The organism is Streptomyces sp. BI87 (genome assembly GCF_025957665.1).
GTDB lineage: Bacteria > Actinomycetota > Actinomycetes > Streptomycetales > Streptomycetaceae > Streptomyces > Streptomyces albidoflavus.
On record NZ_CP110079.1, the window covers coordinates 4,257,139 to 4,278,861 of the forward strand.

At 74.2% G+C, this 21,723-nt stretch carries 16 protein-coding genes and 1 pseudogene; 11 read left to right on the forward strand and 6 right to left on the reverse strand.

The annotated features are described in order from the left end of the window. Positions 1–94 precede the first annotated feature (94 nt). The 5 genes and pseudogenes from OIM89_RS18980 (at position 95) to OIM89_RS19000 (ending at position 8,887) form a co-directional block, all read left to right on the forward strand. Positions 95–2,701, forward strand: coding sequence for a protein kinase domain-containing protein (locus tag OIM89_RS18980; protein WP_217466866.1), 2,607 nt, complete (start codon positions 95–97; stop codon positions 2,699–2,701). 93 nt (positions 2,702–2,794) lie between these two features. Beyond that, positions 2,795–4,484 (forward strand): annotated as a pseudogene (locus OIM89_RS18985) (serine/threonine-protein kinase). Positions 4,485–4,568: 84 nt separating this feature from the next. After that, a complete protein-coding gene (locus tag OIM89_RS18990) occupies positions 4,569–5,042 on the forward strand; it encodes a pyridoxamine 5'-phosphate oxidase family protein (RefSeq protein ID WP_226965326.1) in 474 nt (157 codons plus the stop codon). A 205-nt stretch (positions 5,043–5,247) separates the two neighbouring features. Then, complete coding sequence (locus OIM89_RS18995) at positions 5,248–6,864, forward strand: succinic semialdehyde dehydrogenase (RefSeq protein WP_030695905.1); 1,617 nt, start codon at positions 5,248–5,250, stop codon at positions 6,862–6,864. A 139-nt stretch (positions 6,865–7,003) separates the two neighbouring features. Next, entirely contained in the window at positions 7,004–8,887 is a 1,884-nt protein-coding gene (locus tag OIM89_RS19000; RefSeq protein WP_226965325.1) for a GMC oxidoreductase, read from the forward strand. Between the two features lie 130 nt (positions 8,888–9,017). Here the strand turns inward: OIM89_RS19000 and OIM89_RS19005 are convergent, their stop codons facing one another. Beyond that, positions 9,018–10,073, reverse strand: coding sequence for a hypothetical protein (locus OIM89_RS19005; protein ID WP_226965324.1), 1,056 nt, complete (start codon positions 10,071–10,073; stop codon positions 9,018–9,020). 684 nt (positions 10,074–10,757) lie between these two features. Continuing rightward, positions 10,758–11,081, reverse strand: a complete 324-nt coding sequence (locus tag OIM89_RS19010) for a chorismate mutase (protein ID WP_030695902.1) — start codon at positions 11,079–11,081, stop codon at positions 10,758–10,760. Between the two features lie 458 nt (positions 11,082–11,539). Between OIM89_RS19010 and guaA the strand changes: the two genes are divergently transcribed. The 4 genes from guaA to OIM89_RS19030 all read left to right on the forward strand — a co-directional run bounded on the left by guaA (position 11,540) and on the right by OIM89_RS19030 (position 16,491). After that, positions 11,540–13,132 carry a glutamine-hydrolyzing GMP synthase gene (gene guaA / locus OIM89_RS19015; protein ID WP_030695901.1) on the forward strand — a complete coding sequence of 531 codons (1,593 nt, stop codon included), beginning with the start codon at positions 11,540–11,542 and terminating at the stop codon, positions 13,130–13,132. A 461-nt stretch (positions 13,133–13,593) separates the two neighbouring features. After that, the gene (locus OIM89_RS19020) at positions 13,594–15,018 is read left to right on the forward strand and encodes a hypothetical protein (protein ID WP_175458845.1); all 1,425 of its coding nucleotides are present in this window, start codon (positions 13,594–13,596) and stop codon (positions 15,016–15,018) included. Positions 15,019–15,096: 78 nt separating this feature from the next. Next, the gene (locus OIM89_RS19025) at positions 15,097–15,849 is read left to right on the forward strand and encodes an SDR family NAD(P)-dependent oxidoreductase (protein ID WP_030695899.1); all 753 of its coding nucleotides are present in this window, start codon (positions 15,097–15,099) and stop codon (positions 15,847–15,849) included. Between the two features lie 102 nt (positions 15,850–15,951). Then, a complete protein-coding gene (locus OIM89_RS19030; protein ID WP_175458846.1) occupies positions 15,952–16,491 on the forward strand; it encodes a DoxX family protein in 540 nt (179 codons plus the stop codon). Between the two features lies 1 nt (position 16,492). Here the strand turns inward: OIM89_RS19030 and OIM89_RS19035 are convergent, their stop codons facing one another. From OIM89_RS19035 to OIM89_RS19050, 4 genes are all read right to left on the reverse strand, one after another. Then, positions 16,493–16,963, reverse strand: a complete 471-nt coding sequence (locus OIM89_RS19035) for an NUDIX domain-containing protein (RefSeq protein WP_047464675.1) — start codon at positions 16,961–16,963, stop codon at positions 16,493–16,495. Then, positions 16,960–17,673, reverse strand: coding sequence for a helix-turn-helix domain-containing protein (locus tag OIM89_RS19040; RefSeq protein WP_247861531.1), 714 nt, complete (start codon positions 17,671–17,673; stop codon positions 16,960–16,962). Before OIM89_RS19040 ends, OIM89_RS19035 begins: the two co-directional genes overlap by 4 nt. Before the next feature lie 341 nt (positions 17,674–18,014). Continuing rightward, complete coding sequence (locus tag OIM89_RS19045; RefSeq protein ID WP_030695895.1) at positions 18,015–18,242, reverse strand: hypothetical protein; 228 nt, start codon at positions 18,240–18,242, stop codon at positions 18,015–18,017. Next, a complete protein-coding gene (locus tag OIM89_RS19050) occupies positions 18,229–19,518 on the reverse strand; it encodes a PspC domain-containing protein (RefSeq protein ID WP_030695894.1) in 1,290 nt (429 codons plus the stop codon). The genes OIM89_RS19045 and OIM89_RS19050 overlap by 14 nt, the downstream gene beginning before the upstream one ends. Positions 19,519–19,663: 145 nt before the next feature. On the opposite strand from OIM89_RS19050, the gene OIM89_RS19055 reads away from it, so the two are divergent. Further along, positions 19,664–20,902, forward strand: coding sequence for an ATP-binding protein (locus OIM89_RS19055; RefSeq protein WP_030695893.1), 1,239 nt, complete (start codon positions 19,664–19,666; stop codon positions 20,900–20,902). Between the two features lie 91 nt (positions 20,903–20,993). After that, entirely contained in the window at positions 20,994–21,701 is a 708-nt protein-coding gene (locus OIM89_RS19060) for a LuxR C-terminal-related transcriptional regulator (protein ID WP_003948537.1), read from the forward strand. The last annotated feature ends 22 nt before the right edge of the window (positions 21,702–21,723 follow it).

Here is a 21,723-nt window from a genome sequence, read left to right on the forward strand (position 1 = left end):
CCCGCCTCGCCACGTATCGTGAGGGGCGGCGTCCGGGGGTAGAACCAACGGGCGTGTGTGCGAACGGATTTGGCCGCCGGGGAAGGGGGACGGGATGGACGAGTACGCGGGACGGGTCCTCGCCGACCGGTACCGCCTGCCGCTTCCCCCGGCGGGCGCCTTCGAGCTGTCCGAGACCCCGGCCTTCGACTCCTACAGCGGCCAGGAGGTCCTGGTCCGCCAGGTGCTGCTGCCCGAGGTGGTCGAGGCCGAGGTCCTCGACGGGCAGGCCGGTACGCACGACTACGCGCAGGCCGCGCCGCCCGGTGCCCGCGCCACCCGCCGGCCCGCCGACCCGGCCGTCCGCCGCGCCATGGAGGCCGCCCAGGCCGCCGCCCGCATCCCCGACCACCCCCGGCTCGACCAGGTCTTCGACGTCTTCGCCGAGGACGGCTCGCTCTGGATCGTCAGCGAGGCCGTGCCCGCCCGGCCGCTCGCCGCCCTGCTCGCCGAGCGGCCGCTGACGCCGTACCGCGCCGCCGAGGTCGCCGCCGACGTGCTGACCGCGCTCCGGGTGCTGCACGCCCACGGCTGGGTCCACCGCAACATCACCGCCCGCACCGTGCTGGTCTGCGAGGACGGCCGCGTCATGCTCACCGGGCTGGCCGCCGGCGCCGCCGAGGAGGCCCTCTGCGGCTACGACCCGGTCCCGGTCCCCGAGGGCGAGGAGGAGCCCGCTCCCGCCGGGCCCGAGCCCGCGTCTCCCGCCCGGCCGGACCCCGCCCCGCAGCCCGAACTCCCTGCCACGACTGCCCAGGACCCCGCCGCCGAGGCCCGTGCCGCCCGTGCCGGAGCCATCGCCGCGTACCGCGCCGGGACCTCGCGGGCCGCCGCCCGGCTCAGCGAGGAGCAGCGGCGCCGGCTGGGCGAACAGCCCGCGCCCGCCGCCGAGGAGCCCGAGGAGCGGGTGCCGGGCCGGATAGCCGACCCGTACGGTGTCGGCGCGCGCGAGCAGGCGGCCCCGTCCTGGCACGGCGCCACCCCGCGCCCCCGCGACCCGGCCGCCGGCGAGCAGGACGGCGACGAGGACCGGCCCCGGCTGCCCCACCAGGACCACCCCGAGCCGTACGGCACCGCGCACCGCGACCCGCACGCCCTGCCGCCCGGCCTGCACCCCGAGGCGCTCGCGCCCGGCGACGCGGCCCCCTCGCCCTACGCCGACCACGTCGTCCTGCCCAGCCCGGACCACCTCCCCGTCGCCGCCGTCCCGTACGTGCCCGAGCAGGCGGCGGTGGAGCTGGAGAAGCCCGCGCCGGCCAGCTGGGACGAGGTCATGGCCACGCCCCGCGCCACGGGCGGCCCGGACACCCCGCTGGAGGCCGAGCGGGCGCGCCAGGCCCGGATGACCGTGGTCGGGGCCGTCACCGAGCGGTGGGCGCCCGAGCAGGCGGGGCCCGTGCACGACCGGTGGCAGCTCGCGGCGCCGGTCGGGCCCGCCGCCGACCTGTGGGCGCTGGGCGCGCTGCTCTTCCGCAGCGTGCAGGGCCACGCGCCCTACCCGGAGGAGAGCGTCGCCGAACTGGTCCAGATGGTGTGCGCGGAGCCGCCCGCCTTCGCCGAGGAGTGCGGCCCGCTGCGGCCCGTCGTGGAGTCGCTGCTGCGCCAGGACCCCACCGAGCGGCCCGACTTCGAGGAGCTGAGCGGCTGGTTGCGCTCGCTGGTGCGTTCGGCGCCGGAGCCGGACGCCGGACGCGACATCGTCGCCGCCCCGCCCTACGAGCCCCGCAAGCTCCCCGAGAAGCGCCGCCGGGGCGACCTCGTCCGCCGTCGCGGCAAGCGGCGCAGGGGTGCCGCCGCCGCGCCGAGGCCGCCCGTCCGCGAGGAGCGGCCCGCGCCCCCGGCGCCCCGGGCCGAGTACGGAGACGGCGCCGACCTGGACCGCGCGTACAGCACCCCCCGCGCCCGCCGCGCCCCCCGGCAGGGGCGGCCGCCCAAGGAGCGGGGCGAGCCGAAGTCGCTGGGCAGGACCCTGCTGCTGAGCATCCTCGGCGGGGTGACCGTGGTGATCGTGGCGGCCGTGCTCTTCCTGCCCAAGGAGGGGGAGGGCGACGGTGTCGGCCCCGCCGCGCCGCCCGCCCCCAGCGAGACCCGCGAGGCGCCCGCAGGCTCCGCGCCCCCCGAGGCGGGCACCTCGCCCGACGGGGGGAACACCGGGCCCACGGAGGACGAGGAGAGCGAGGAGCCGCCCGCCGACGGGAACGCCCCCGAGGTCGCCGAGGGCTTCACCCTGCGCAAGGACGCCGAGGGCTTCCAGGTGGCCGTCGCCAAGGGCTGGCAGCGGCAGCCCAGGAACGGCCGGGGTCAGGTCGTCTACACCAACGGCAGCTTCGAGCTGATCGTCGTCCCCGGCCGCGACTCCACCAGCCGCTACGGCGACGACCTCCTCAAGTACCAGCTGGAGCACGAGCGGGAACTCGACCCGTACCGCGCCTCCTCCTGGACCACCTCGCAGAACCTGCGGCTGATCGAGGTGGGTGGCCGGTCGATGGCCGAGGGCACCTTCACCTGGGACTCCGCCAACGGCACCCCGCTGTACGTCCGCAATCTCGCGATGCTGGTCGGCGACCGCTACCACGTCGTCCAGGTGCGCGGACCCGACGCCGAACGCGACCAGGTGGACCGCCTGTTCGAGCAGGCCTCGGGGAGCTACACCCCGAAGTAGGCGGGGAGCGCCCGACGTTCGCCGTGTCACGGTGCGGACACCGAGTCGCCTTCGCGGTGGATTCCGGCCGGTCGCTGCCCACAGGATGTGGGCATGACGAACAACGGGGGACAGCAGAACGACCCCACCAGCTACGACCTGCGCCCGCCGCAGCAGCCGCCCCCGCCCCGCCAGGGCGAGCCCTCCCCGGCCGGGCAGTACGGCTACCCGCCGGCGCCGCGCCCGCCCGAGCCCGCCCGCCCGAGCCCGCCCGCCCGAACCCGTACGCCACCCCGGCGCCCCCGGCGGCCGGCCCCGGCGCCGGGCGGGTGGTCGGCGGGCGGTACCGGCTCGACGACCGGCTCGGGCACGGCGGGATGGGCACCGTCTGGCGCGGCTTCGACCTGGTGGTGCACCGGGCGGTGGCCGTCAAGGAGCCCCGGCTGCCGGACCAGTTGAGCGAGGCCGAGCGGGAGAACGCGTACCGGCGGATGCACCGCGAGGCGCGGGCGGCCGCCCGGATCGAGCATCCGGCCGTCGTCACCGTGCACGACGTGGTGGTGGAGGAGGGCAGGCCCTGGGTGGTCATGGAGCTGGTCACGGGCCACTCGCTCGGTGACCGCCTCCAGGACGGCACCCTCGACGCCCGCGAGGCGGCCAGGATCGGCCTCGCCGTCCTCGGCGCGCTGGAGGCGGCCCACGAGGCCGGGGTCCTGCACCGGGACGTCAAGCCGGACAACGTGCTGCTCGGCAAGGGCGACCGGGTCGTCCTCACCGACTTCGGCATCGCCCAGGTCGAGGGCGAGCAGGGGCTCACCGAGACCGGCGCGTTCGTCGGCTCCCCGGAGTTCATCGCGCCCGAGCGGGTCCTCGGCCAGCAGCCGGGCCCTGCTCCGACCTCTGGTCGCTCGGCGTCGTGCTGTACGCGGCCGTCGAGGGCGTCTCGCCGTTCCGCCGCTCGCACACCCCGGCCACCCTCCAGGCCGTCCTGTCGGCCGACCCCGCCACACCGTCCCGGGCCCCCGGCGCGCTCGGCCAGGTGATCATGCAGCTCCTGCGCAAGGACCCGGCGTTCCGCCCCGGCCCGGCCGAGGTCCGCCAGGCCCTCACCGCCCTCGCCCAGCCGGCCGCCGCCCCGGCCACCCGGCTGCTGGGCTCGGGTCGCAGCACCAGCCAGTGGCTGCCGCCGGTCATGCAGCGCAGCCCGAAGGCGAAGTACGGGGTGCTCGGCGGCCTCGTCGCGGTCGTCCTGGTGCTGGTGCTGATCGCGGTCAACCCGTTCGGCGGCGGGCTGCCCGAGGACTGGGTCTCCCGGCCGGAGGCGGAGACGGTCGCCGCCGACATCGGCGTACCCAAGGAGTACAAGCGGTCCGCCACCGACAGCGACGACACCAGCGTCCGCTTCGACGACCCGAGCGGTGTCTTCTTCGTCTACGTCGAGCGGGTCGACCGCGCGGTGGCCGAGCCTGATGACAAGCCCCTCCCGCCGACCGCCTCCGCCTGGAAGCGGCACTACGAGAAGGGCGGCACCGACGGCACGGAGTTCGAGGAGACCAAGGTGGTGACCACGGCCGTCGAGCACCAGGGCCGCCGGGGCTCCTTCGAGACGGTCCTCGACTACTACCGCTACGGCGAGGCCGACGACGAGGACCCGCTGCGCCGCCGGTACCGCGAGTTGGTCGTCCCCGGCGAGAAGCAGGTCTACTGGCGGCTGCGGGTCGGCATGCCCGGCGCGGGCAAGGCCCTGGACGACGGCGAGGAGCTGTTCCGCACCATCGCGGAGAACTTCACGGTCCAGCTGTAGGTGCGGGACATGCGGCCCCGCCGGTCCCCGGGCGTAGGTCCGGGGCCCGATGCGGGGCCGTCCGCCTCTTCCTAGGGTCGTCCCATGACCACCGAGGACCCCGCCGCCCCCGCCGGACCCCGCACCCGCGCCGAGCGGCGCCGCGACACCCTGGCCCGGCTCGGCGCCGAGCGGGACGTGTGGCTCGCCACCGCCCACCCCGAGCACGGCCCCTACCAGGTCCCGCTCTGGTTCCGGTGGGACGGCCGGGCGGTGTGGTGCTGCACCGCCGCCGCCTCCCCGACCGTCCGCAACCTGCGCGCCGACCCCCGCGCCCGGCTCGCCCTGCCCGACAGCTCCGACGTGGTCCAGCTGGAGGGGAGGGCCGCGTGCCTCACGGCGGCTGAGGTCCCCGGCCAGGCGGCCGACGGCTTCGCGGCCCGGTTCGGGTGGGACCCGCGGACCGAGGAGGCGCCGTACGTGTACCTGCGGGTGGTGCCGGACGCCGTCCGCGCCTGGCGGGGTGTGCCGGAGCTGCGGGGGCGGCTGATCCTGCGCGACGGGGAGTGGCGGGAGTAGCGGAACACTGGCCTCCGGACGGCTTCCGTGCCCCGCGCCGTCGCATGGCGCACACGCCCGTGATCGAGTTCGCCACGGCTCCTCACGGCGTCAAGCCGCTGATCAGCGCATATGTGCCAGTGACCGCTGGCGCGATGTGAGGGCGGGGTGAAACGTACTTACCGGCGGGTACCCAAAAGCGCTGGGTGGCCGTACGCTCACGCTCATGACGGAGACGCAGGCCGCCGGTGCGCGCACCGGCACCAACCCCCTCGCCCCGGCCCCCGAAGGGACCCGCACCGCGGCCGACGTGGTGACGCCCCAGGTGGTCGCGCAGCTCACCCGCGACGTGGTGGGCTCCGGGCGGACCGCCAACCACGCGCCCTTCACCGGCGAGAAGCTGGCCGACCTGCCGGAGTCGACGCCCGAGGATGTCGCGGACGCCTTCGCGCGGGCCCGTGCCGCGCAGGAGGCGTGGGCCGCCACCCCGGTCGCCCGCCGCGCCGCCGTGCTGCTGCGCTTCCACGACCTGGTGCTGGCCCGCCAGGCCGAGGTGCTCGACCTCATCCAGGTGGAGACCGGCAAGGCCCGGCTGCACGCCCACGAGGAGGTGCAAGCGGTCGCGCTGGCCGCCCGCCACTACGGCCGCAAGGCCCCCTCGTACCTGCGGCCCAAGCGGCACACCGGCGCCGTCCCCGTCCTGACGAAGATCACCGAGCTGCGCCAGCCGCGCGGGGTCGTCGGCCAGATCGTGCCGTGGAACTACCCCTTCGAACTCTCCGTCGGCGACGCCCTGCCCGCCTTCGTCTCCGGCAACGCCGTCGTGATGAAGCCCGACACCGAGACCGCGCTGACCGCCCTGTGGGGCCGCGACCTGCTCATCGAAGCGGGGCTGCCCGCCGAGGTGTTCCAGGTGGTCGTCGGCGAGGGTCCGGTCGTCGGCACCGAGGTCGTCCGCCACGCCGACTACGTCTCGTTCACCGGCTCCACCACCACCGGCAAGATCGTCGCCCAGCGCGCCGCCGCCCGGCTGATCGGCTGCTCGCTGGAGCTGGGCGGCAAGAACGCCATGCTGGTGCTGGAGGACGCCGACATCGAGAAGGCCGCCGCCGGAGCCGTCCGCGCCTGCTTCTCCTCCGCCGGGCAGCTCTGCATCTCCATCGAGCGGCTGCTGGTCCACGAGTCGGTCGCCGACGCCTTCCTGGAGCGGTTCACCGCCCTCACCAAGGCGATGCGGCTCGGCAACTCCCTCGCCTACGGCGCCGACATGGGCTCACTCGCCGGTGAGCGCCAGTTCGAGGCGGTCCGCGCCCACGTCGAGGAGGCCGTCGCCAAGGGCGCCAAGGTCCTGGCCGGCGGACAGCCCCGGCCGGACATCGGCCCGTACTTCTTCGAGCCGACCATCCTGGACGGCGTCGAGGAGGCCATGGCGGTCTGCAACGACGAGACCTTCGGCCCGGTCGTCTCCGTCTACCGCTTCCGCGACGAGGAGGAGGCGGTCACCCGCGCCAACGCCACCTCGTTCGGCCTCAACTCCAGCGTCTGGACCAAGGACGGCCGCCGCGGCCGGGCCCTCGCCGCCCGCCTGCGCACCGGCACCGTCAACGTCAACGAGGCGTACGCCTCCGCCTACGGCTCGGTGCAGGCGCCGATGGGCGGCATGAAGGAGTCCGGGATCGGCCGCCGGCACGGCTCCGAGGGCATCCTGAAGTACACCGAGCCGCAGACCGTCGCCCACCAGCGGCTGCTGCCGATGGCCCCGTCGTTCGGCATGGACGACGCCAAGTACGCCGAGTTCATGACCCGCAGCCTGCGCGCCATGAAGGTCTTCCGCCTGCGCTGAACCACCCCGGCGCCGGGCCGGTCACCCCGCCCGGCGCCCGCACCACCCCGCCGCGCGCGGGGACCCGCGACCCGGCACGGGACGGCCGGACGGGTCCCGCGCGCCGGCCGGCCGCGCCCGTACGAACCGAGGAGTGCCCATGTCACAGGAGAGCTCTGCCCAGAGCCGGGACGTCACCCCCGAGCCCGCCGCGGCGGCGCCCCCGACGGACGGGGACGGGTACGACTACGACGTGCTGGTCGTCGGCTCCGGCTTCGGCGGGGCCGTCTCCGCGCTCCGGCTGACCGAGAAGGGGTACCGCGTCGGCGTCCTGGAGGCCGGGCGCCGCTTCACCCGCGCCACCCTCCCGCGCAACTCCTGGGACCTGAAGAACTACCTCTGGGCCCCGGCGCTGGGCCTCTTCGGCATCCAGCGCATCCACCTGCTCGGCAACGTCATGGTGCTGGCCGGCGCGGGCGTCGGCGGCGGCTCCCTCAACTACGCCAACACCCTTTACGTGCCGCCGAAGCCCTTCTTCACCGACCCCCAGTGGGGCGCCATCACGGACTGGCAGGACGAGCTAAAGCCGTACTACGACCAGGCGCAGAAGATGCTCGGCGTGCGGCTCAACCCGACCACCACCCCCTCCGACGTCCACCTCAAGGCGGCCGCCGAGAAGATGGGCGTCGGCGACACCTTCCACATGGCGCCCGTCGGGGTCTTCTTCGGCGACGGCAAGGACGCGACGGGGGAGAGCCGCGCCAAGCCCGGCGAGGAGGTCCCCGACCCGTACTTCGGCGGGGCCGGGCCCTCGCGGCGGGCGTGCAGCGAGTGCGGCGAGTGCATGACGGGCTGCCGGCACGGCGCCAAGAACACCCTCAACGAGAACTACCTCTACCTCGCCGAGAAGGCCGGGGCCACCATCCACCCGATGACCTCCGTGGTCGCGGTCACCGAGGACTCGCGCGGCGGCTTCGCCGTCCGCACCCTGCCGACCAACGCCCAGCGCAAGGGCCGCGGCCGCACCTTCACCGCCCGCCGCGTCGTGCTGGCCGCCGGCACCTACGGCACCCAGACGCTGCTGCACCGGATGAAGGACACCGGGCTGCTCCCGCGCCTCTCCGACAAGCTGGGCACCCTCACCCGGACCAACTCCGAGGGCCTGGTCGGCGCGCAGACCACCGACCGCCGCTACCGCAAGGCGCACGGCGCAAAGAAGGTCGACTTCACCAAGGGCGTCGCCATCACCTCCTCGGTGCACCCCAACGACTCGACCCACATCGAGCCGGTCCGCTACGGCAAGAAGTCCAACGCCATGGGCGGCCTCACCATCCTCCAGGTGCCGTACGCCGAGAACTCCTCGCGCGTCGCGGGCTTCCTCGCCAACTGCGCCAAGCACCCGCTGCTCGTGCTCCGTTCGCTCTCCAACCGCCGCTGGTCGGAGCGGACCATCATCGGCCTGGTCATGCAGACCCTGGACAACTCGCTGACCACCTACCGCAAGCCGAAGGGGATCGGCAAGGGCCTGCTCACCGCCCGCCAGGGCCACGGCGCGCCCAACCCGACGCAGATCAAGGAGGCAGGCGAGGCCGCCACCGCGATCGCCGCCGAGATCAACGGCTTCGCCGGGTCCAACATCGGCGAGCTGATGGGCACCCCGCTCACCGCCCACTTCCTCGGCGGCTGCCCCATCGGCGCCACCGCCGACGAGGGCGTCATCGACCCGTACCACCGGCTCTACGGCCACCCCGGCATCTCCGTGGTCGACGGCTCCGCGGTCTCCGCCAACCTCGGCGTCAACCCCTCGCTGACCATCACCGCCCAGGCCGAACGCGCCGCCTCGCTCTGGCCCAACAAGGGCGAGGCCGACCCGCGCCCCGCCCAGGGCCGCCCCTACGAGCGGATCGCGCCCGTCGCGCCGGTCCGCCCGGCGGTCCCGGCCAAGGCCTTCGCCGCGCTCGACCTGCCCTTCCTGGGGATGCCCGCGATGCCGCCGAAGCAGCGGCCCGCCGACGAGACGGCCGAGGCGACCGAGGGGGCGTAACTCCCGGGCCCGATAGGGCCGTTCCGGAAACGACGAAGGACCTGCGCCCCCCTCCGAGCGCAGGTCCTTCGCTGTGTGCACGCCTTTCCCCGCGCGGCCCCGGCACGTCGCCGGGACCGCGTGAGGAGGATCAGGCGGCGGTGCCGACGCCGCCGCGACGGCGGACGGCGAAGACGACGCCGGTGCCCGCGAGGACGGTCACGCCGCCCACGAGGCCGATGACCGGCAGCATCGAACCGGCGCCGGTCTCGGCCAGCTGGCCGGTCGGCTCCAGGGTCTTCTTCTCCTCGACGGGCTTGAGGCCGCCCTGCGGCTTCTTGCCCTCGTTCTCCTCGGCGTCACCCGGCTTCGGGGTGGCGCTCGCGCCGATCACGGTGAAGTCGTAGAAGGCGTACGCCTCGGTGGCGCAGTTCTCCTCCTCGTTCACGTAGCCGGTGAACCCGAACGCGTAGCCGGCGCCCAGCGGGGCGTCCTTGGCGACGGTCATGCGGAGCTTGATGTCGACCGTCTGGCCGGCCTTGAGGGTGGTCTCACCGAAGGCGACACCGATGCCGGACGGGACCCACTGCTTCGCCTCGGGGTCGTAGAACGCCAGGTCGATCTTGGAGATGAGGCTGCCGTCCTCCAGCCACAGGTCGTCGTTCTCGTTGGCGATCATGGCGCCCCACTCGACCGACTCCAGGGTGGTCTTGCCGGAGTTGACGGCGCTCAGGGTGAACTCGTGGGTGGAGCCGGCGCGGACCTGGCCGGGCAGGCCGGAGACGGAGACGCCCAGGTCGGCCAGCTCGTTGCCGTCCTCGTCGACGCAGATCTCGTAGCCGTCGTCCGGGTCCTCGTCATCGTCCTCGTCGTCGGACGGGGACGGCGACGGCTCGGTGCCCTCGGTCGGCTCCTCGGTGGGCTCGTCGGTCGGCTCGCCGCTCGGGTCCTCGGTGCCGGGGGTCTCCTCGGGCGCCGACTCGCTCTCGGCCGGGGCCGGCTCGGTCTCCGCCGGGTCGGTCGTCGGCTCGGCCGACTCCTCGGGAGCCGTCGTCTCGCTCTCCGACGCGGTGGGCGCCGGGGTGGTCTCGCTGCTCTGGCCGTCCTGCTGTCCGTCCGTCGCGAAGGCGGCGGGGGCCGCGAGCAGCGCGACGGGGCTGATGACGGCGGTCGCGGCGGCGACGGCCATGGCACGGCGAAGCTTCATTCAGACCTCGTGTGTAGGCGTACCGCCTGGAGGGCGGTACGGAGGTGAAGGCGGCCGCCCGCCGCAAGGAGCACGGAAGTGGCCGGTGTTTCGCATGGATGACCGTGCGCCCGCACGAATGGTTGTACGGAACTTCACAGAATTCTTACGCCGTCGGGCACATGCCCCGGGCAGTGTCCTGGTTGCCGCCCCTTGATCCCGCAATGCCCGGCAGAAAGGGAGTGCCGCCCTCCGGGCGCGCGAAGGGCCCCGCGGCGTCCTCGTCCTGGACGCGGCGTGGCCCTTCGGTGCGGCACGGCGTCGTCGGACGCCAGGGTGCCGGGCGGCGGCGCCGGGGGAGGGGAGCGGCGCCGGAAAGTCGTACGGAGGTGAGGGTGAGGGGGTGCCGGGCCCGCGCGGGGAGACGGGGCCCGAGACGACCGGTTCCGGGCGTCCCCGGAGCCGGCCGTTCAGGGGGTGACCGGACCGCTGTCCCCTGCCGTCCGGTCACGCTGGAGCGAGGTCCCACGACGTGCGGACAGGCGCCGCACGTCTCATCGCTCCAGTGAAAGCCACGCGTGGTTCTTGCTGGCCCGCCCCTGGCTGGCACGGACACCGGGACCAACGAAGCCCGGCGCCCGGCGGTCACGCGCCGTACGGGTGAGAAGCGATGCGAACTCAGGTGCGGGGCCTTGCGGCGCGCCCTCAGACCCGGCCCCGGGAGAGTTCCAGCAGCGTCATGGCGAGCGAGGTGCCGGGCGCGCCGAGGGCGTCCCGGTAGTGGCTGAGGATCTCCATCTCGCGGGAGAGGTTGACGCGGCGGCCGCCCGAGGAGATCCGCGCCTCCTGGATGACGGCGGAGACCGCGATCCGCTCCTGGACCAGGCCGATGATCCGGTCGTCGAGCGCGTCGATCCGCTCCCGCGCCCCGCCGATCAGCTCGGCCGCCTCGGGGGTGCGGGCGCCGGTGCGTTCGGCGGGGCGGTCGGTGGCGGTCGTGGCTGTCACGGCGGTCGTGGTGGTGGTCATGGGGTGGGCTCCTGCTCCGTCGGGCCGGTCCGGGTGGGCCGGTGGGTGGGGGCGGGCGGGGAGCCCCGGGTGCGAGAGGTCCGGGAAACGGAAGGCGCCCCGGGCCGTTCGGCCCGGGGCGCCTTCGCACGCTTGTCAGTGGATCAAGCAGCACGACCATGGCAGCCGGCGGGCCGGGTGCCATAGGTAAAGAGGAAGCTCAGGTGCTGGATCACGGGGCCAGTATGCACCCGTCGCCCGGCCCCCGGGCAAGCCGGGCCGGATGGTGAGACGGCCCACACGCCCGGGGCGGCCCGCGCCCGAACTGGCCGATGCCGCCGCCCGGCCCGGCGCGGAGCGGGTCCCTCCGCGGGGACGAGACGGAATGAAGCGGACCGGGGCCCCGTTAGAATCAGTGGACATCCACCCCCTGTGATCAGCCCATGAATCACCCGATCACCCGCCGGAAGGCCGCCGCAGTGCCCTCAGCGTCCCCCGCGTCGCCCGCCGCAGCCGAGACCGTCCTGGTCGTCGACTTCGGCGCGCAGTACGCCCAGCTCATCGCCCGCCGCGTCCGTGAGGCCCGCGTCTACAGCGAGATCGTGCCCAGCACGATGCCCGTCTCGGAGATGCTCGCCAAGAACCCGGCGGCCATCATCCTCTCCGGCGGCCCCTCCTCGGTGTACGCGGAGCACGCCCCCACCCTGGACCGCGCGCTCTTCGAGGCCGGAGTCCCGGTCTTCGGCATGTGCTACGGCTTCCAGCTGATGGCGCAGACCCTCGGCGGCACCGTCGACAACAGCGGCGCCCGCGAGTACGGCCGTACCGAGCTGACCGTCTCCAAGTCCGGCTCGACGCTCTTCGAGGGCACCCCCGACGAGCAGTCGGTGTGGATGTCGCACGGCGACGCCTGCTCGGCCGCGCCCGAGGGCTTCGCCGTGACCGCCTCCACCGCCGTGGTCCCGGTCGCCGCCTTCGAGAACGACGAGAAGAAGCTCTACGGCGTGCAGTACCACCCCGAGGTGATGCACTCCACCCACGGCCAGCAGGTGCTGGAGCACTTCCTGTACCGGGGCGCGGGGCTCTCCCCGACCTGGACCATGGGCAACGTCATCGAGGAGCAGGTCGCCGAGATCCGCGCCCGGGTCGGCACCAAGCGCGCCATCTGCGGCCTCTCCGGCGGCGTGGACTCCGCGGTCGCCGCGGCCCTCGTCCAGAAGGCCATCGGCACCCAGCTGACCTGCGTCTACGTCGACCACGGCCTGATGCGCAAGGGCGAGACCGAGCAGGTCGAGAAGGACTTCGTCGCCGCCACCGGCGTCCAGCTGAAGGTGGTCGACGCCGAGGAGCGCTTCCTGACCGCGCTCGCCGGGGTCAGCGACCCCGAGCAGAAGCGCAAGATCATCGGCCGGGAGTTCATCCGCGTCTTCGAGCAGGCCCAGGCCGAGATCGTCGCCGAGGCGGCCGGTGAGGGCGAGGACGTCGCCTTCCTGGTCCAGGGCACCCTCTACCCGGACGTGGTCGAGTCCGGCGGCGGCACCGGCACCGCCAACATCAAGTCCCACCACAACGTGGGCGGCCTCCCCGACGACATCGAGTTCGAGCTCGTCGAGCCGCTGCGCATGCTGTTCAAGGACGAGGTCCGGATGGTCGGCCAGGAACTGGGCCTGCCCGAGGAGATCGTCCAGCGCCAGCCCTTCCCCGGGCCCGGGCTCGGCATCCGCATCGTCGGCGAGGTCACCAAGGACCGCCTCGACCTGCTGCGCGAGGCCGACGCCATCGCCCGCGAGGAGCTGACCGCGGCCGGGCTCGACCGCGACATCTGGCAGTGCCCCGTCGTGCTCCTCGCCGACGTGCGCTCGGTCGGCGTCCAGGGCGACGGGCGGACCTACGGGCACCCGATCGTGCTGCGGCCCGTGTCGTCCGAGGACGCGATGACCGCCGACTGGACGCGGATGCCGTACGACGTGCTGGCGCGGATCTCGACGCGGATCACCAACGAGGTGGCCGAGGTCAACCGGGTCGTGCTCGATGTGACGAGCAAGCCGCCGGGGACCATCGAGTGGGAGTGAGCCTGGTGGCTCAGGTTTGATGCCGGGTGCCGTTGTGTCCCCTTGCCGGGGGTGCGGCGGCATTTGGCGTTTCCGGGGCGCGCCCCGCCGCTGGATTTGCGTGCGCGCCGTCGGGGTGCGCGTCACGGATGGCCTCAAGCGCCGGCCGGGCTGAGTTTTGGCCTCAAGCGCCGGCCGGGCTGGGGATTGGCCGGGGTGGGGAGGTCCGGAGGTGTTCCGGACGGTGCGCACGCCCCCCCCGCGCCCGCTCCGTCGCAGGTCAGCGGCGTGCTCGTGGGCGTATGCGCCCCCGGGTGATCCCCGCGCGCCCCTGATGTGCCCCGGACCCCGCCCATACGGCACAATTTGCAGTCACCGCGCGGCAGTTGGCAGGCCCCTGAACGGGCCCCGGACCGGCGCGCGCCGAGGGTGCCGTACGGCACCGGGACCAGCGTGGACGACGGGGAAGGCGGGCATGGACCGTGGCGGGGCGAGAGGCCGGTAACCCGGCGGACGACACCAGCGGGGCCGGCGTGCCGCCCGCCCCGGGCCACCCCACGGACGAGGCCCCGCCGCCCGTACCGCACCAGGCCGGCTCCCCGGAGGACAAGCCCGGCCCCGGGGACGGGAAGCCGGGCGGCGAGGCGGAGCAGGCCGACGCCCCGCACCCGCACCCGCACACCTGCACGTGCCCGGTCTGCCCGCGCGGCACCCGGGCCGCCCACCGCGAGGCGCAGGCCGCCTTCCGGGCCCGGCGGGACGCGCTGGCGGCGGGCGAGGGGCTGCCCGCCGCCGTCTCGTACTCGGCCGGGGCCTCCCGCCAGTGGATCTCCGACGAGCTGACCCAGGCGGCCCGCGAGGTCGGCGCCCGTGCCCGGGCCGAGGCCGAGGGGTGGTACGTGCTGCTGTGGCGGCGCACCCTGTACGTCGTCTGGGGCACGGTCGCCGCGCTCTTCCTCGGCCAGGTCGCCACTGCCTTCACCGCCGGGTGGACCGCCGCCCGTACGGCCGGACTGCTCGCCGCCCTCCTCGGCGGCGGACTGCTCACCGGCGCGGCCCGCCTCCACGGCCGGCGCGGCGGCGTCCTCGCCCCCGTGATCGGCGAGGACAACCGGCTCTCCACCTCCCGCGCGGTCGCCGCGCTCTGGGTGCTGCTCACCGCGTACGCCGTCCTCGTCCTCGCCGGGCGGCTCGCCTTCGCCTCCGGTGACGGGGAACGCGACACGCTCATCGCCGGGCTCGACCTCGCCCGGGGCGCGGGGCTGGTCACCGTGCTCGCCGTGACCTGCGCGGTGGCCGTCGTGGTCCGCCGCGTGGTCGCCGTACGCGTCCAGGGGCAGCGGCTCCAGAAGGCGCAGGCGCCCCGGCCGCGCGCCGCCGACCTGCTCACCGACGACAGCGGCCGCGCCCACTTCGCCGACACCCAGTACGTCCTGGTCAGCGCGGTCGCCGTGGTCTACGCGCTGGTCCGCCTGGCCCGCCGCCCCGACCAGCTGCCCGACCTCCCCTGGGGCCTGGCCCTGCTCGTCCTCGTCTCCGCCGCGACCTACCTGGCCAGCAAGTACGCCGAGGGGTCCCGGCCGGTCATCCACGCCGTGGTGCGCGCCCGCGAGGCCGGTGACCTGGACGGCCCGATCCGTACGGGTGACGACATCGAGATCCGCGGCGCCGGATTCCTGCCGCCGAGCGCCCGCACCCCGGACCGGCTCGCGCGGATGGTCGTCCGGATAGGAGCCGTCCACGTCCACGTCCCGCTGGTGCCGGTGCCCGGCGGCTTCACCAACCCCTCCGACACCACGCTGATCGTCCCGGTGCCGGTCGAGGTCGAGCCCGGCAAGGCCGAGGTGCAGCTCGTCTCGGCGGCGGGCGTGGAGACCAACAAGGTGACCATCGAGGTCGGAGACTGACCGGTCGCCGGCCGCCGTTACGGTGAGGACGGCCCTCCGCGCCCGGCGGGGGAGCGTGCGACGCGGAGGTCTCCCACGATGACGACCACAACCGGTACGACCAGCCGGCAGCCCCTGACCGTGGTGACCGGCGGCAGCCGGGGCATCGGCGCCGCCGTCTGCGCCCGCCTCGCCGCCGACGGCCACGACCTCGTCGTCGGCTACCGCTCCGACCGGGCCGCCGCCGAGGCCGTCGCCGAACGGGTCCGCGCCGCCGGGCGCCGGGCGCTCGCCGTCGCCGTCGACACCGCCGACGCCGCCTCCGTCGACGCCCTCTTCGACGAGGCCGCCACCCTCGGCACCGTCACCGGCCTGGTCAACAACGCCGGGATGAGCGGCCCCGTCGGCCGCCTCGCCGACGCCGACCCGGCCGGACTCTCCCGCGCCCTGGACGTCAACCTCCTCGGCTACCTCCTCTGCGCCCGCCGCGCCGTCCGCGACCTGGCCGCCTCCGGCGGCGGCGCCCTCGTCAACATCTCGTCCGCCGCCGCCACCCTCGGCAGCCCCGGCGAGTACGTCCACTACGCCGCCGCCAAGGCCGCCGTCGACACCCTCACCGTCGGCCTCGCCAAGGAGGTCGCGGAGGACGGCATCCGCGTCAACTGCGTGGCCCCCGGCGTCATCTGGACCGAGTTCCACGCCGACCCCGAGCGCCCCGCCAAGCAGGCCCCGGGCATTCCGCTCGGACGCTCAGGCCGGCCCGAGGAGATCGCCGCAGCCGTCTCCTGGCTCCTCTCCGCCGACGCCTCGTACACCACGGGCGCCGTCCTCCGCGTCGCCGGCGGCCGCTGACCCTCCGTCCGCCACGCGGGTACGTATGGTCGGAGCCCGGAACGGGCAGGGGCGCCGACGACCCCCGCACCCTCCTGCAACCTGAAAGGCGGCCGACCAGCCATGGCCCACGGAACCCTGCTCGAACAGCCCGGAGGCCTCGGCCCCCGGCGCGGCATCCGCGCCACCCTGCGCCGGTACGCCCTGCTCCCCCTCCGCGCCTTCCTCGGCGTCACCTTCACCTACGCCGGCCTCGACAAACTCACCGACTCCGCCTTCCTCTCCGCCTCCGGCCCCGGCTCCCTCGGCGAACTCCTCGACAACGTCCGCTCCACCGCGGGCGCCCCCTTCCTCATCGACCTCGCCCAGCACAGCCCCACCGCCTTCGGCTACGCCCTGGCCATCGGCGAACTCCTCGTCGGCCTCGCCACCTTGCTGGGCCTCTGGGCCCGCGTGGCCGCAACCGGCGGCGCCCTCATCTCCCTCGTCCTGTGGCTCACCGTCAGCTGGCCGACCACCCCGTACTACTACGGCAACGACCTGGCGTACCTGATGGCCTGGCTCCCCCTGGCCCTGGCCGGCGCGGAACACTTCTCGGCGGACAACGCGCTGCGGTTGCGGAGGAGGAGGGGGCTGGACATGGGGTTGGGGGTGGGGGACTGAGTCACCCCAGGTAGGGCGCGTCCCGCCCCTCCAGGAAGTGGGTCAGCCGCAGTCGTTGCGTCGGGTGCATGTCCAGCGAGCCCAGGTCGGCCGGGGCCACCCACCGCAGCGCCAGCGACTCGTCCGACACCGTCAGGGTGCCGCCCACGAGGCGGGCCCGGAAGCAGATGTTGAACTGGCGGCGTACCTCTCCGTCCGGGTACGCGATGACGTGGCGCGGGTCCGTGTACGTGCCGACGAGGCCGGTGATCTCCACGTCGAGGCCGGTCTCCTCCTTGACCTCGCGGACAGCGGTGCCGGGGAGGGTGTCGGACAGCTCCATGCCGCCGCCGGGGAGGGCCCAGAGCCCCGAGTCCGCCCGGCGCTGCATCAGGATGCGGCCCCGGTCGTCGGTGACGACGGCGGAGGCGGCGACGACCAGGCTGTTGGGCTCGGGGGCGTGGGGGGCGTCGTAGAACTCGGTGCGTGTCATTGCTGAACCTCCCGGGCGGTCGACCAGACCGCGTCGAATGACTCCGCGTATCCGTTGAACATGGTTCCGCTTTCTGCGCGGCGGAGGTGCCAGACGGGTGCTCCGTACGCGTTCACGCCCCAGACATGGGCGTTGACAAGCATCTGATCGTCGGCGCGGAAGATGCTGTTGTAGAGCGTTGTTCCGTGAGTTCTGGTCTCGACCCCAGGGACATCGAGAAGGGGTTTGTAGTGAAGTAGGGCGAGTCGGCATCGGGACTCGATTCCGTGTCCGAACTTCTCCTCCTCGCCACGGAGACGGACGTTGGGCGAATCCGCGTCCCCTGAGCAGATCTGGACCCTGCACCCCGCCTCCGCCTTCTCTTTCAACAGGGAGTTCAACCTTGGATAAGCCTCGTGCAGGAACAGTGCTGCGTAGACCAAAAACTGGATTCGCTCTCGCGCCGAGGACAAAAGGTCGATGAACACCGAAACGGGGAGGTCGGCCCTCTGCTCGTACAGGGCTGCCAACTCGGGGCTCACGGCTCGTGCCGACCTGGGCTGCCTGAGCGCAGGCCACAGCTCGTGCGTGTTCTTCTGGAGAGCCTGAGCCGCCTTGATTGCCGTCACCTTCCTGGGGACTCTGCCGAAGTTCACCCACCGCTCGACGCTCTTCGGGTCCACGCCGACTGCTGAGGCCAAGGCCGCGTGAGTCCAGCCCCCGGCGGCCATTACTGCTCGCAGGCGCTCGTTACCAACCATAGGGACGGTCTACCGTCCGCGGGACGTCCGGATGTGGGAAACGTACGTAGTTCCCCTGTCCTGGGTGCCGATCGGAACATGAAGGCCGACCGAACTCAGGCGAAAGGAACGTGGCTTCCGCATGGCCGACCCCAGGACCTATCCGTCTCCTCCGGTGGAACTGCCGATCGAACCGTGGCTTCTGGAGGGAAAACCGGCCCCAGGCTGCAAGGTCTGCACCGCCCTCGCCCGCGAACGAGAGGAGGCGTTGGCGCAGGGCGACCGGAGCAAGGCGTACGAGGTCAGTCGGGAGATTCGGAATCACCGGCGCGTCAGCACCCCTTGACGTGTTCGCCCGTCCTCCGGCGGCGCCGCCTGCGGAGCAGGTGCCCGAACACCCCCACCGCCGCCGCCACCCACAACCCCCCGCAGACGAGCGGGAACAGGACCCACCACGGGATCGACCAGGCGGACACCGCGTCGCCGGCGTAGAGGACGGCGGCGGTGATCAGGACGGTGCCGGCGAGGAGGCGGCCGGGCTGGGGTTCATGGCGTAGCACGGATGACCTCCGTCAGGCCGAAGCCTGTCTCGACATGGACGGTGAGGAGGCCGCCTTCCGGGGCGCGGTAGGTGGCCTTGCGGGAGACGTCGTTGCCGACGGGGATGCCGTCGTACCGGTCGCCGGGGAGGTGGACGGTGCCGACGCCGGACTCGGCGCGGAGGTCGACCGTGGTGGTGCGGGGGAGGAGGACGCGCAGGTGGCCGGTGGCGACGCGGGCCCGGACCGAGGCGCGTTCGCCCTTCGGGACGGTGACCTCGCGGAGGTCGAGGGTGGCGTCGCCGGTGCCGATGCGGTAGTCGGGGCGGAGAGCGGCCGTGTCGGCGGGGCGCCAGGTCGGGGAGGCCCAGCCGGCGGTGGCGTCGGCGGGGAGGTTGGCGGCGCCGGCCAGGGCGACGGCGGTGAGGACGGCGAGGAAGACCGTGCCCAGGCCGGTCCGGCCGAGGAAGGCGCTGACCGTGATGCCGAGGCCGAAGACGCCGAGGGCGACGGCCAGCGCGGTCTGGAGGGTGGGGCCGAGCGGCTGGGTGTTCCAGTCGGCGAGGGCGGTGAGGGTGCCCGCCGCCCCGGCCAGCAGGAAGGTGAGGAAGCCCAGGGAGCGGGGGCGGCGCGGGCGTTCGGCCAGGGGGTCGGCGGGGCGGCGGCCGGGGGTGCGGGCCCGGGTGCTGGTGGCACCGCCGGTGTCGTCGCCGAGGGCGGCCGGGCCCCAGAGGTAGCCGGTGGAGCCTTCGTGGGTGCCGTCCTTGACGATCGGGCCGCGCCACCACGACCCGGGCCCGTCGGGCACCGGCGGCGCCTTCGGCTCGGGCGGCATCCCCTCCTGGGCGTGTTCGCCCTGCTCCGGCCGGGCCTTCGACCAGCGAGCGGCCCCGGCGAGCAGCAGCCCCAGCAGCACGGCGAACCAGAGGAGCTTGCCGTTGTTGATGACCGAGAGCAGCAGCCCGCAGCCGACCAGGGCGAAGAGGACGGCGGTGAGCGCGGGCCCGTCGACCCGCCCGGAGAGCAGCCGGCGCGCCTCGTTCTCCTCCTCGCCCTCGTACGGCACCAGGAGCCAGGCGAAGCCGTAGAAGAGGAGGCCGATGCCGCCGGTCGCGGAGAGGACGGCGAGGCAGATGCGGAAGATCAGCGGGTCGAGGCCGTAGTGGAGGCCGAGCCCCGCGCAGACGCCGCCGATCTTGCGGTGGCGCCGGTCGCGGCGGAAGCCGGGCGGCCGCTCCTCGGCGGGCGGCTCGGGGGCGGGCGGGGCACCGGTGGCTCCGGCGGGCGGCGGGGTCATGGCTCCATGGTGACGGGGCGCGCGGCGTCCGGGCAGCCGGTACGACCCTGGGCGGACCCTGAAATCGACCCCGAGAGGCGGACCGGGGGCGTCCTCGGGGACAACCCTGATGCCTCCGGCCGCGCGCCCGTGTGACGATCGGTCCATGCCGGACGCCGCAGCAGGGACCATCGAGCAGGAGCGGGAGCCGCGCAAGCTCTACCGCAGCAGCGACGGCCGCTGGCTGGGCGGGGTGGCGCGCGGTCTCGCCGGCCACCTCGGTCTGCCCGTCTTCTGGGTCCGGCTCGCCTTCGTCGCCCTCTTCGTCGCCAACGGCCTGGGCGCGCTGCTCTACGCCGCGTTCTGGTCCTTCGTCCCGCTGGGGGTCGGCGGGCTCGCGCCGCAGCCGCCGAGCGCGCCCGCCAAGGCCGACCGGGGACAGCTGGTCGCCCTGCTGGCGCTGCTGGTCGCCTCCATGGTCTTCGTCGCCTCGGTCGACCTCAACGGCACCGCCCGCGCCTATCTCTTCCCCGCCCTGCTGGTCGGCGCCGGTGTCGCCGTGGTGTGGCGGCAGGCCGACAACGCCCGGCGGGCCCGCTGGGCCGAGGCCGGGCGCAGGCGGCGGAACCTGACGCTGGCCCGGTCGGCGGCGGGCGTGCTGCTGGTCGGGGCCGGGGTCTCGGGGATGTTCGTCATCCAGGGGTCGGCCGAGCACCTGGGGGCGGTCCTTCAGGCCTCGCTCGCCGTGCTGGTCGGGGTGGCGCTGCTGGCCGGGCCGTGGCTGGTGCGGATGGCGCAGGACCTCGGGCAGGAGCGGCTGATGCGCATCCGGGCCCAGGAGCGGGCCGAGGTCGCCGCCCACGTCCACGACTCGGTGCTGCACACCCTCACCCTGATCCAGCGCAACGCCGACCGCCCCGCCGAGGTCCGCCGCCTGGCCCGCTCCCAGGAGCGCGAGCTGCGCAACTGGCTGCACCGGCCGGAAGGGTCGGGCCGCGCCGCCGAGGACGAGCCGGCGACGCTGGCCGAGGCGGTCAAGCGCGCCGCCGCCGAGGTCGAGGACAAGCACGGCGTACCGCTGGAGGTCGTCCTGGTCGGCGACTGCCCGCTGGACGAGCCGCTGCCCGCGCTGATCCAGGCCGCGCGGGAAGCCATGGTGAACGCCGCCAAGTACGGTGGCGAGGGTCCGGTGCAGGTGTTCGCGGAGGTCGCGGGTCCGGAGGTCTTCGTCTCCGTACGGGACCGGGGCCCCGGCTTCGACCTGGACGCGGTGCCCGCCGACCGGATGGGCGTCCGCGAGTCGATCATCGGCCGCATGGAACGCCACGGCGGCACCGCCCGGCTCCGCTCGGCGCCCGACGGCGGGACCGAGGTGGAGCTGGAGATGAAGCGGACGACCACGTGACGGCACGTGATGACACGTGATGATGGGTGCCTGCGGGCTGATGATGGGTACAGGCGGGCTCCAGAGCCGGGCCGGGAGAGAGGGCGACGAGATGAGTGACGAGACCACGGCCGGCGGCGGCGCGGGTGAGGACGGCGGGCGGCGCGTACGGGTCGTCCTCGTCGACGACCACCGGATGTTCCGCACCGGCGTCCAGGCGGAGATCGGGCAGACCGAGGAGACCGGCGTCGAGGTGGTCGGCGAGGCCGACGACGTGGACCAGGCGGTCACCGTCATCACCGCGACCCGCCCCGAGGTCGTCCTGCTCGACGTGCACCTGCCGGGCGGCGGCGGTGTCGAGGTGCTGCGCCGCTGCGCCCCGCTGATGGGCGCCGCCGAGCGCCCGGTGCGCTTCCTCGCGCTCTCCGTCTCCGACGCCGCCGAGGACGTCATCGGCGTCATCCGGGGCGGCGCCCGCGGCTACGTCACCAAGAACATCACCGGCGCCGACCTGGTCGACTCGATTTTCCGCGTGCAGGACGGCGACGCCGTCTTCTCGCCCCGGCTGGCCGGGTTCGTGCTGGATGCCTTCGCCTCCACCGACGCCCCGCCGGTCGACGAGGACCTGGACCGGCTCACCCAGCGTGAACGCGAGGTGCTGCGGCTGATCGCCCGGGGCTACGCGTACAAGGAGGTGGCCAAGCAGCTGTACATCTCGGTGAAGACGGTCGAGTCGCACGTCTCGGCGGTGCTGCGCAAGCTCCAGCTCTCCAACCGGCACGAGCTGACCCGCTGGGCCACCGCCCGCCGTCTGGTCTGACCCCGGGGAGACGGCGCGGCGG

Coding starts and splice junctions, on each gene's coding strand:
- OIM89_RS18980 (WP_217466866.1), top strand. CDS start 95: ATGGACGAGTACGCGGGACGGGTCCTCGCCGACCGGTACCGCCTGCCG.
- OIM89_RS19060 (WP_003948537.1), top strand. CDS start 20,994: ATGAGTGACGAGACCACGGCCGGCGGCGGCGCGGGTGAGGACGGCGGG.
- OIM89_RS19040 (WP_247861531.1), bottom strand. CDS start 17,673: ATGGCCGCCGGGGGCTGGACTCACGCGGCCTTGGCCTCAGCAGTCGGC.
- OIM89_RS18995 (WP_030695905.1), top strand. CDS start 5,248: ATGACGGAGACGCAGGCCGCCGGTGCGCGCACCGGCACCAACCCCCTC.
- OIM89_RS19055 (WP_030695893.1), top strand. CDS start 19,664: ATGCCGGACGCCGCAGCAGGGACCATCGAGCAGGAGCGGGAGCCGCGC.
- OIM89_RS19005 (WP_226965324.1), bottom strand. CDS start 10,073: ATGAAGCTTCGCCGTGCCATGGCCGTCGCCGCCGCGACCGCCGTCATC.
- OIM89_RS19030 (WP_175458846.1), top strand. CDS start 15,952: ATGGCCCACGGAACCCTGCTCGAACAGCCCGGAGGCCTCGGCCCCCGG.
- OIM89_RS19010 (WP_030695902.1), bottom strand. CDS start 11,081: ATGACCACCACCACGACCGCCGTGACAGCCACGACCGCCACCGACCGC.
- OIM89_RS19050 (WP_030695894.1), bottom strand. CDS start 19,518: ATGACCCCGCCGCCCGCCGGAGCCACCGGTGCCCCGCCCGCCCCCGAG.
- OIM89_RS19025 (WP_030695899.1), top strand. CDS start 15,097: ATGACGACCACAACCGGTACGACCAGCCGGCAGCCCCTGACCGTGGTG.
- OIM89_RS18990 (WP_226965326.1), top strand. CDS start 4,569: ATGACCACCGAGGACCCCGCCGCCCCCGCCGGACCCCGCACCCGCGCC.
- OIM89_RS19035 (WP_047464675.1), bottom strand. CDS start 16,963: ATGACACGCACCGAGTTCTACGACGCCCCCCACGCCCCCGAGCCCAAC.
- OIM89_RS19000 (WP_226965325.1), top strand. CDS start 7,004: ATGTCACAGGAGAGCTCTGCCCAGAGCCGGGACGTCACCCCCGAGCCC.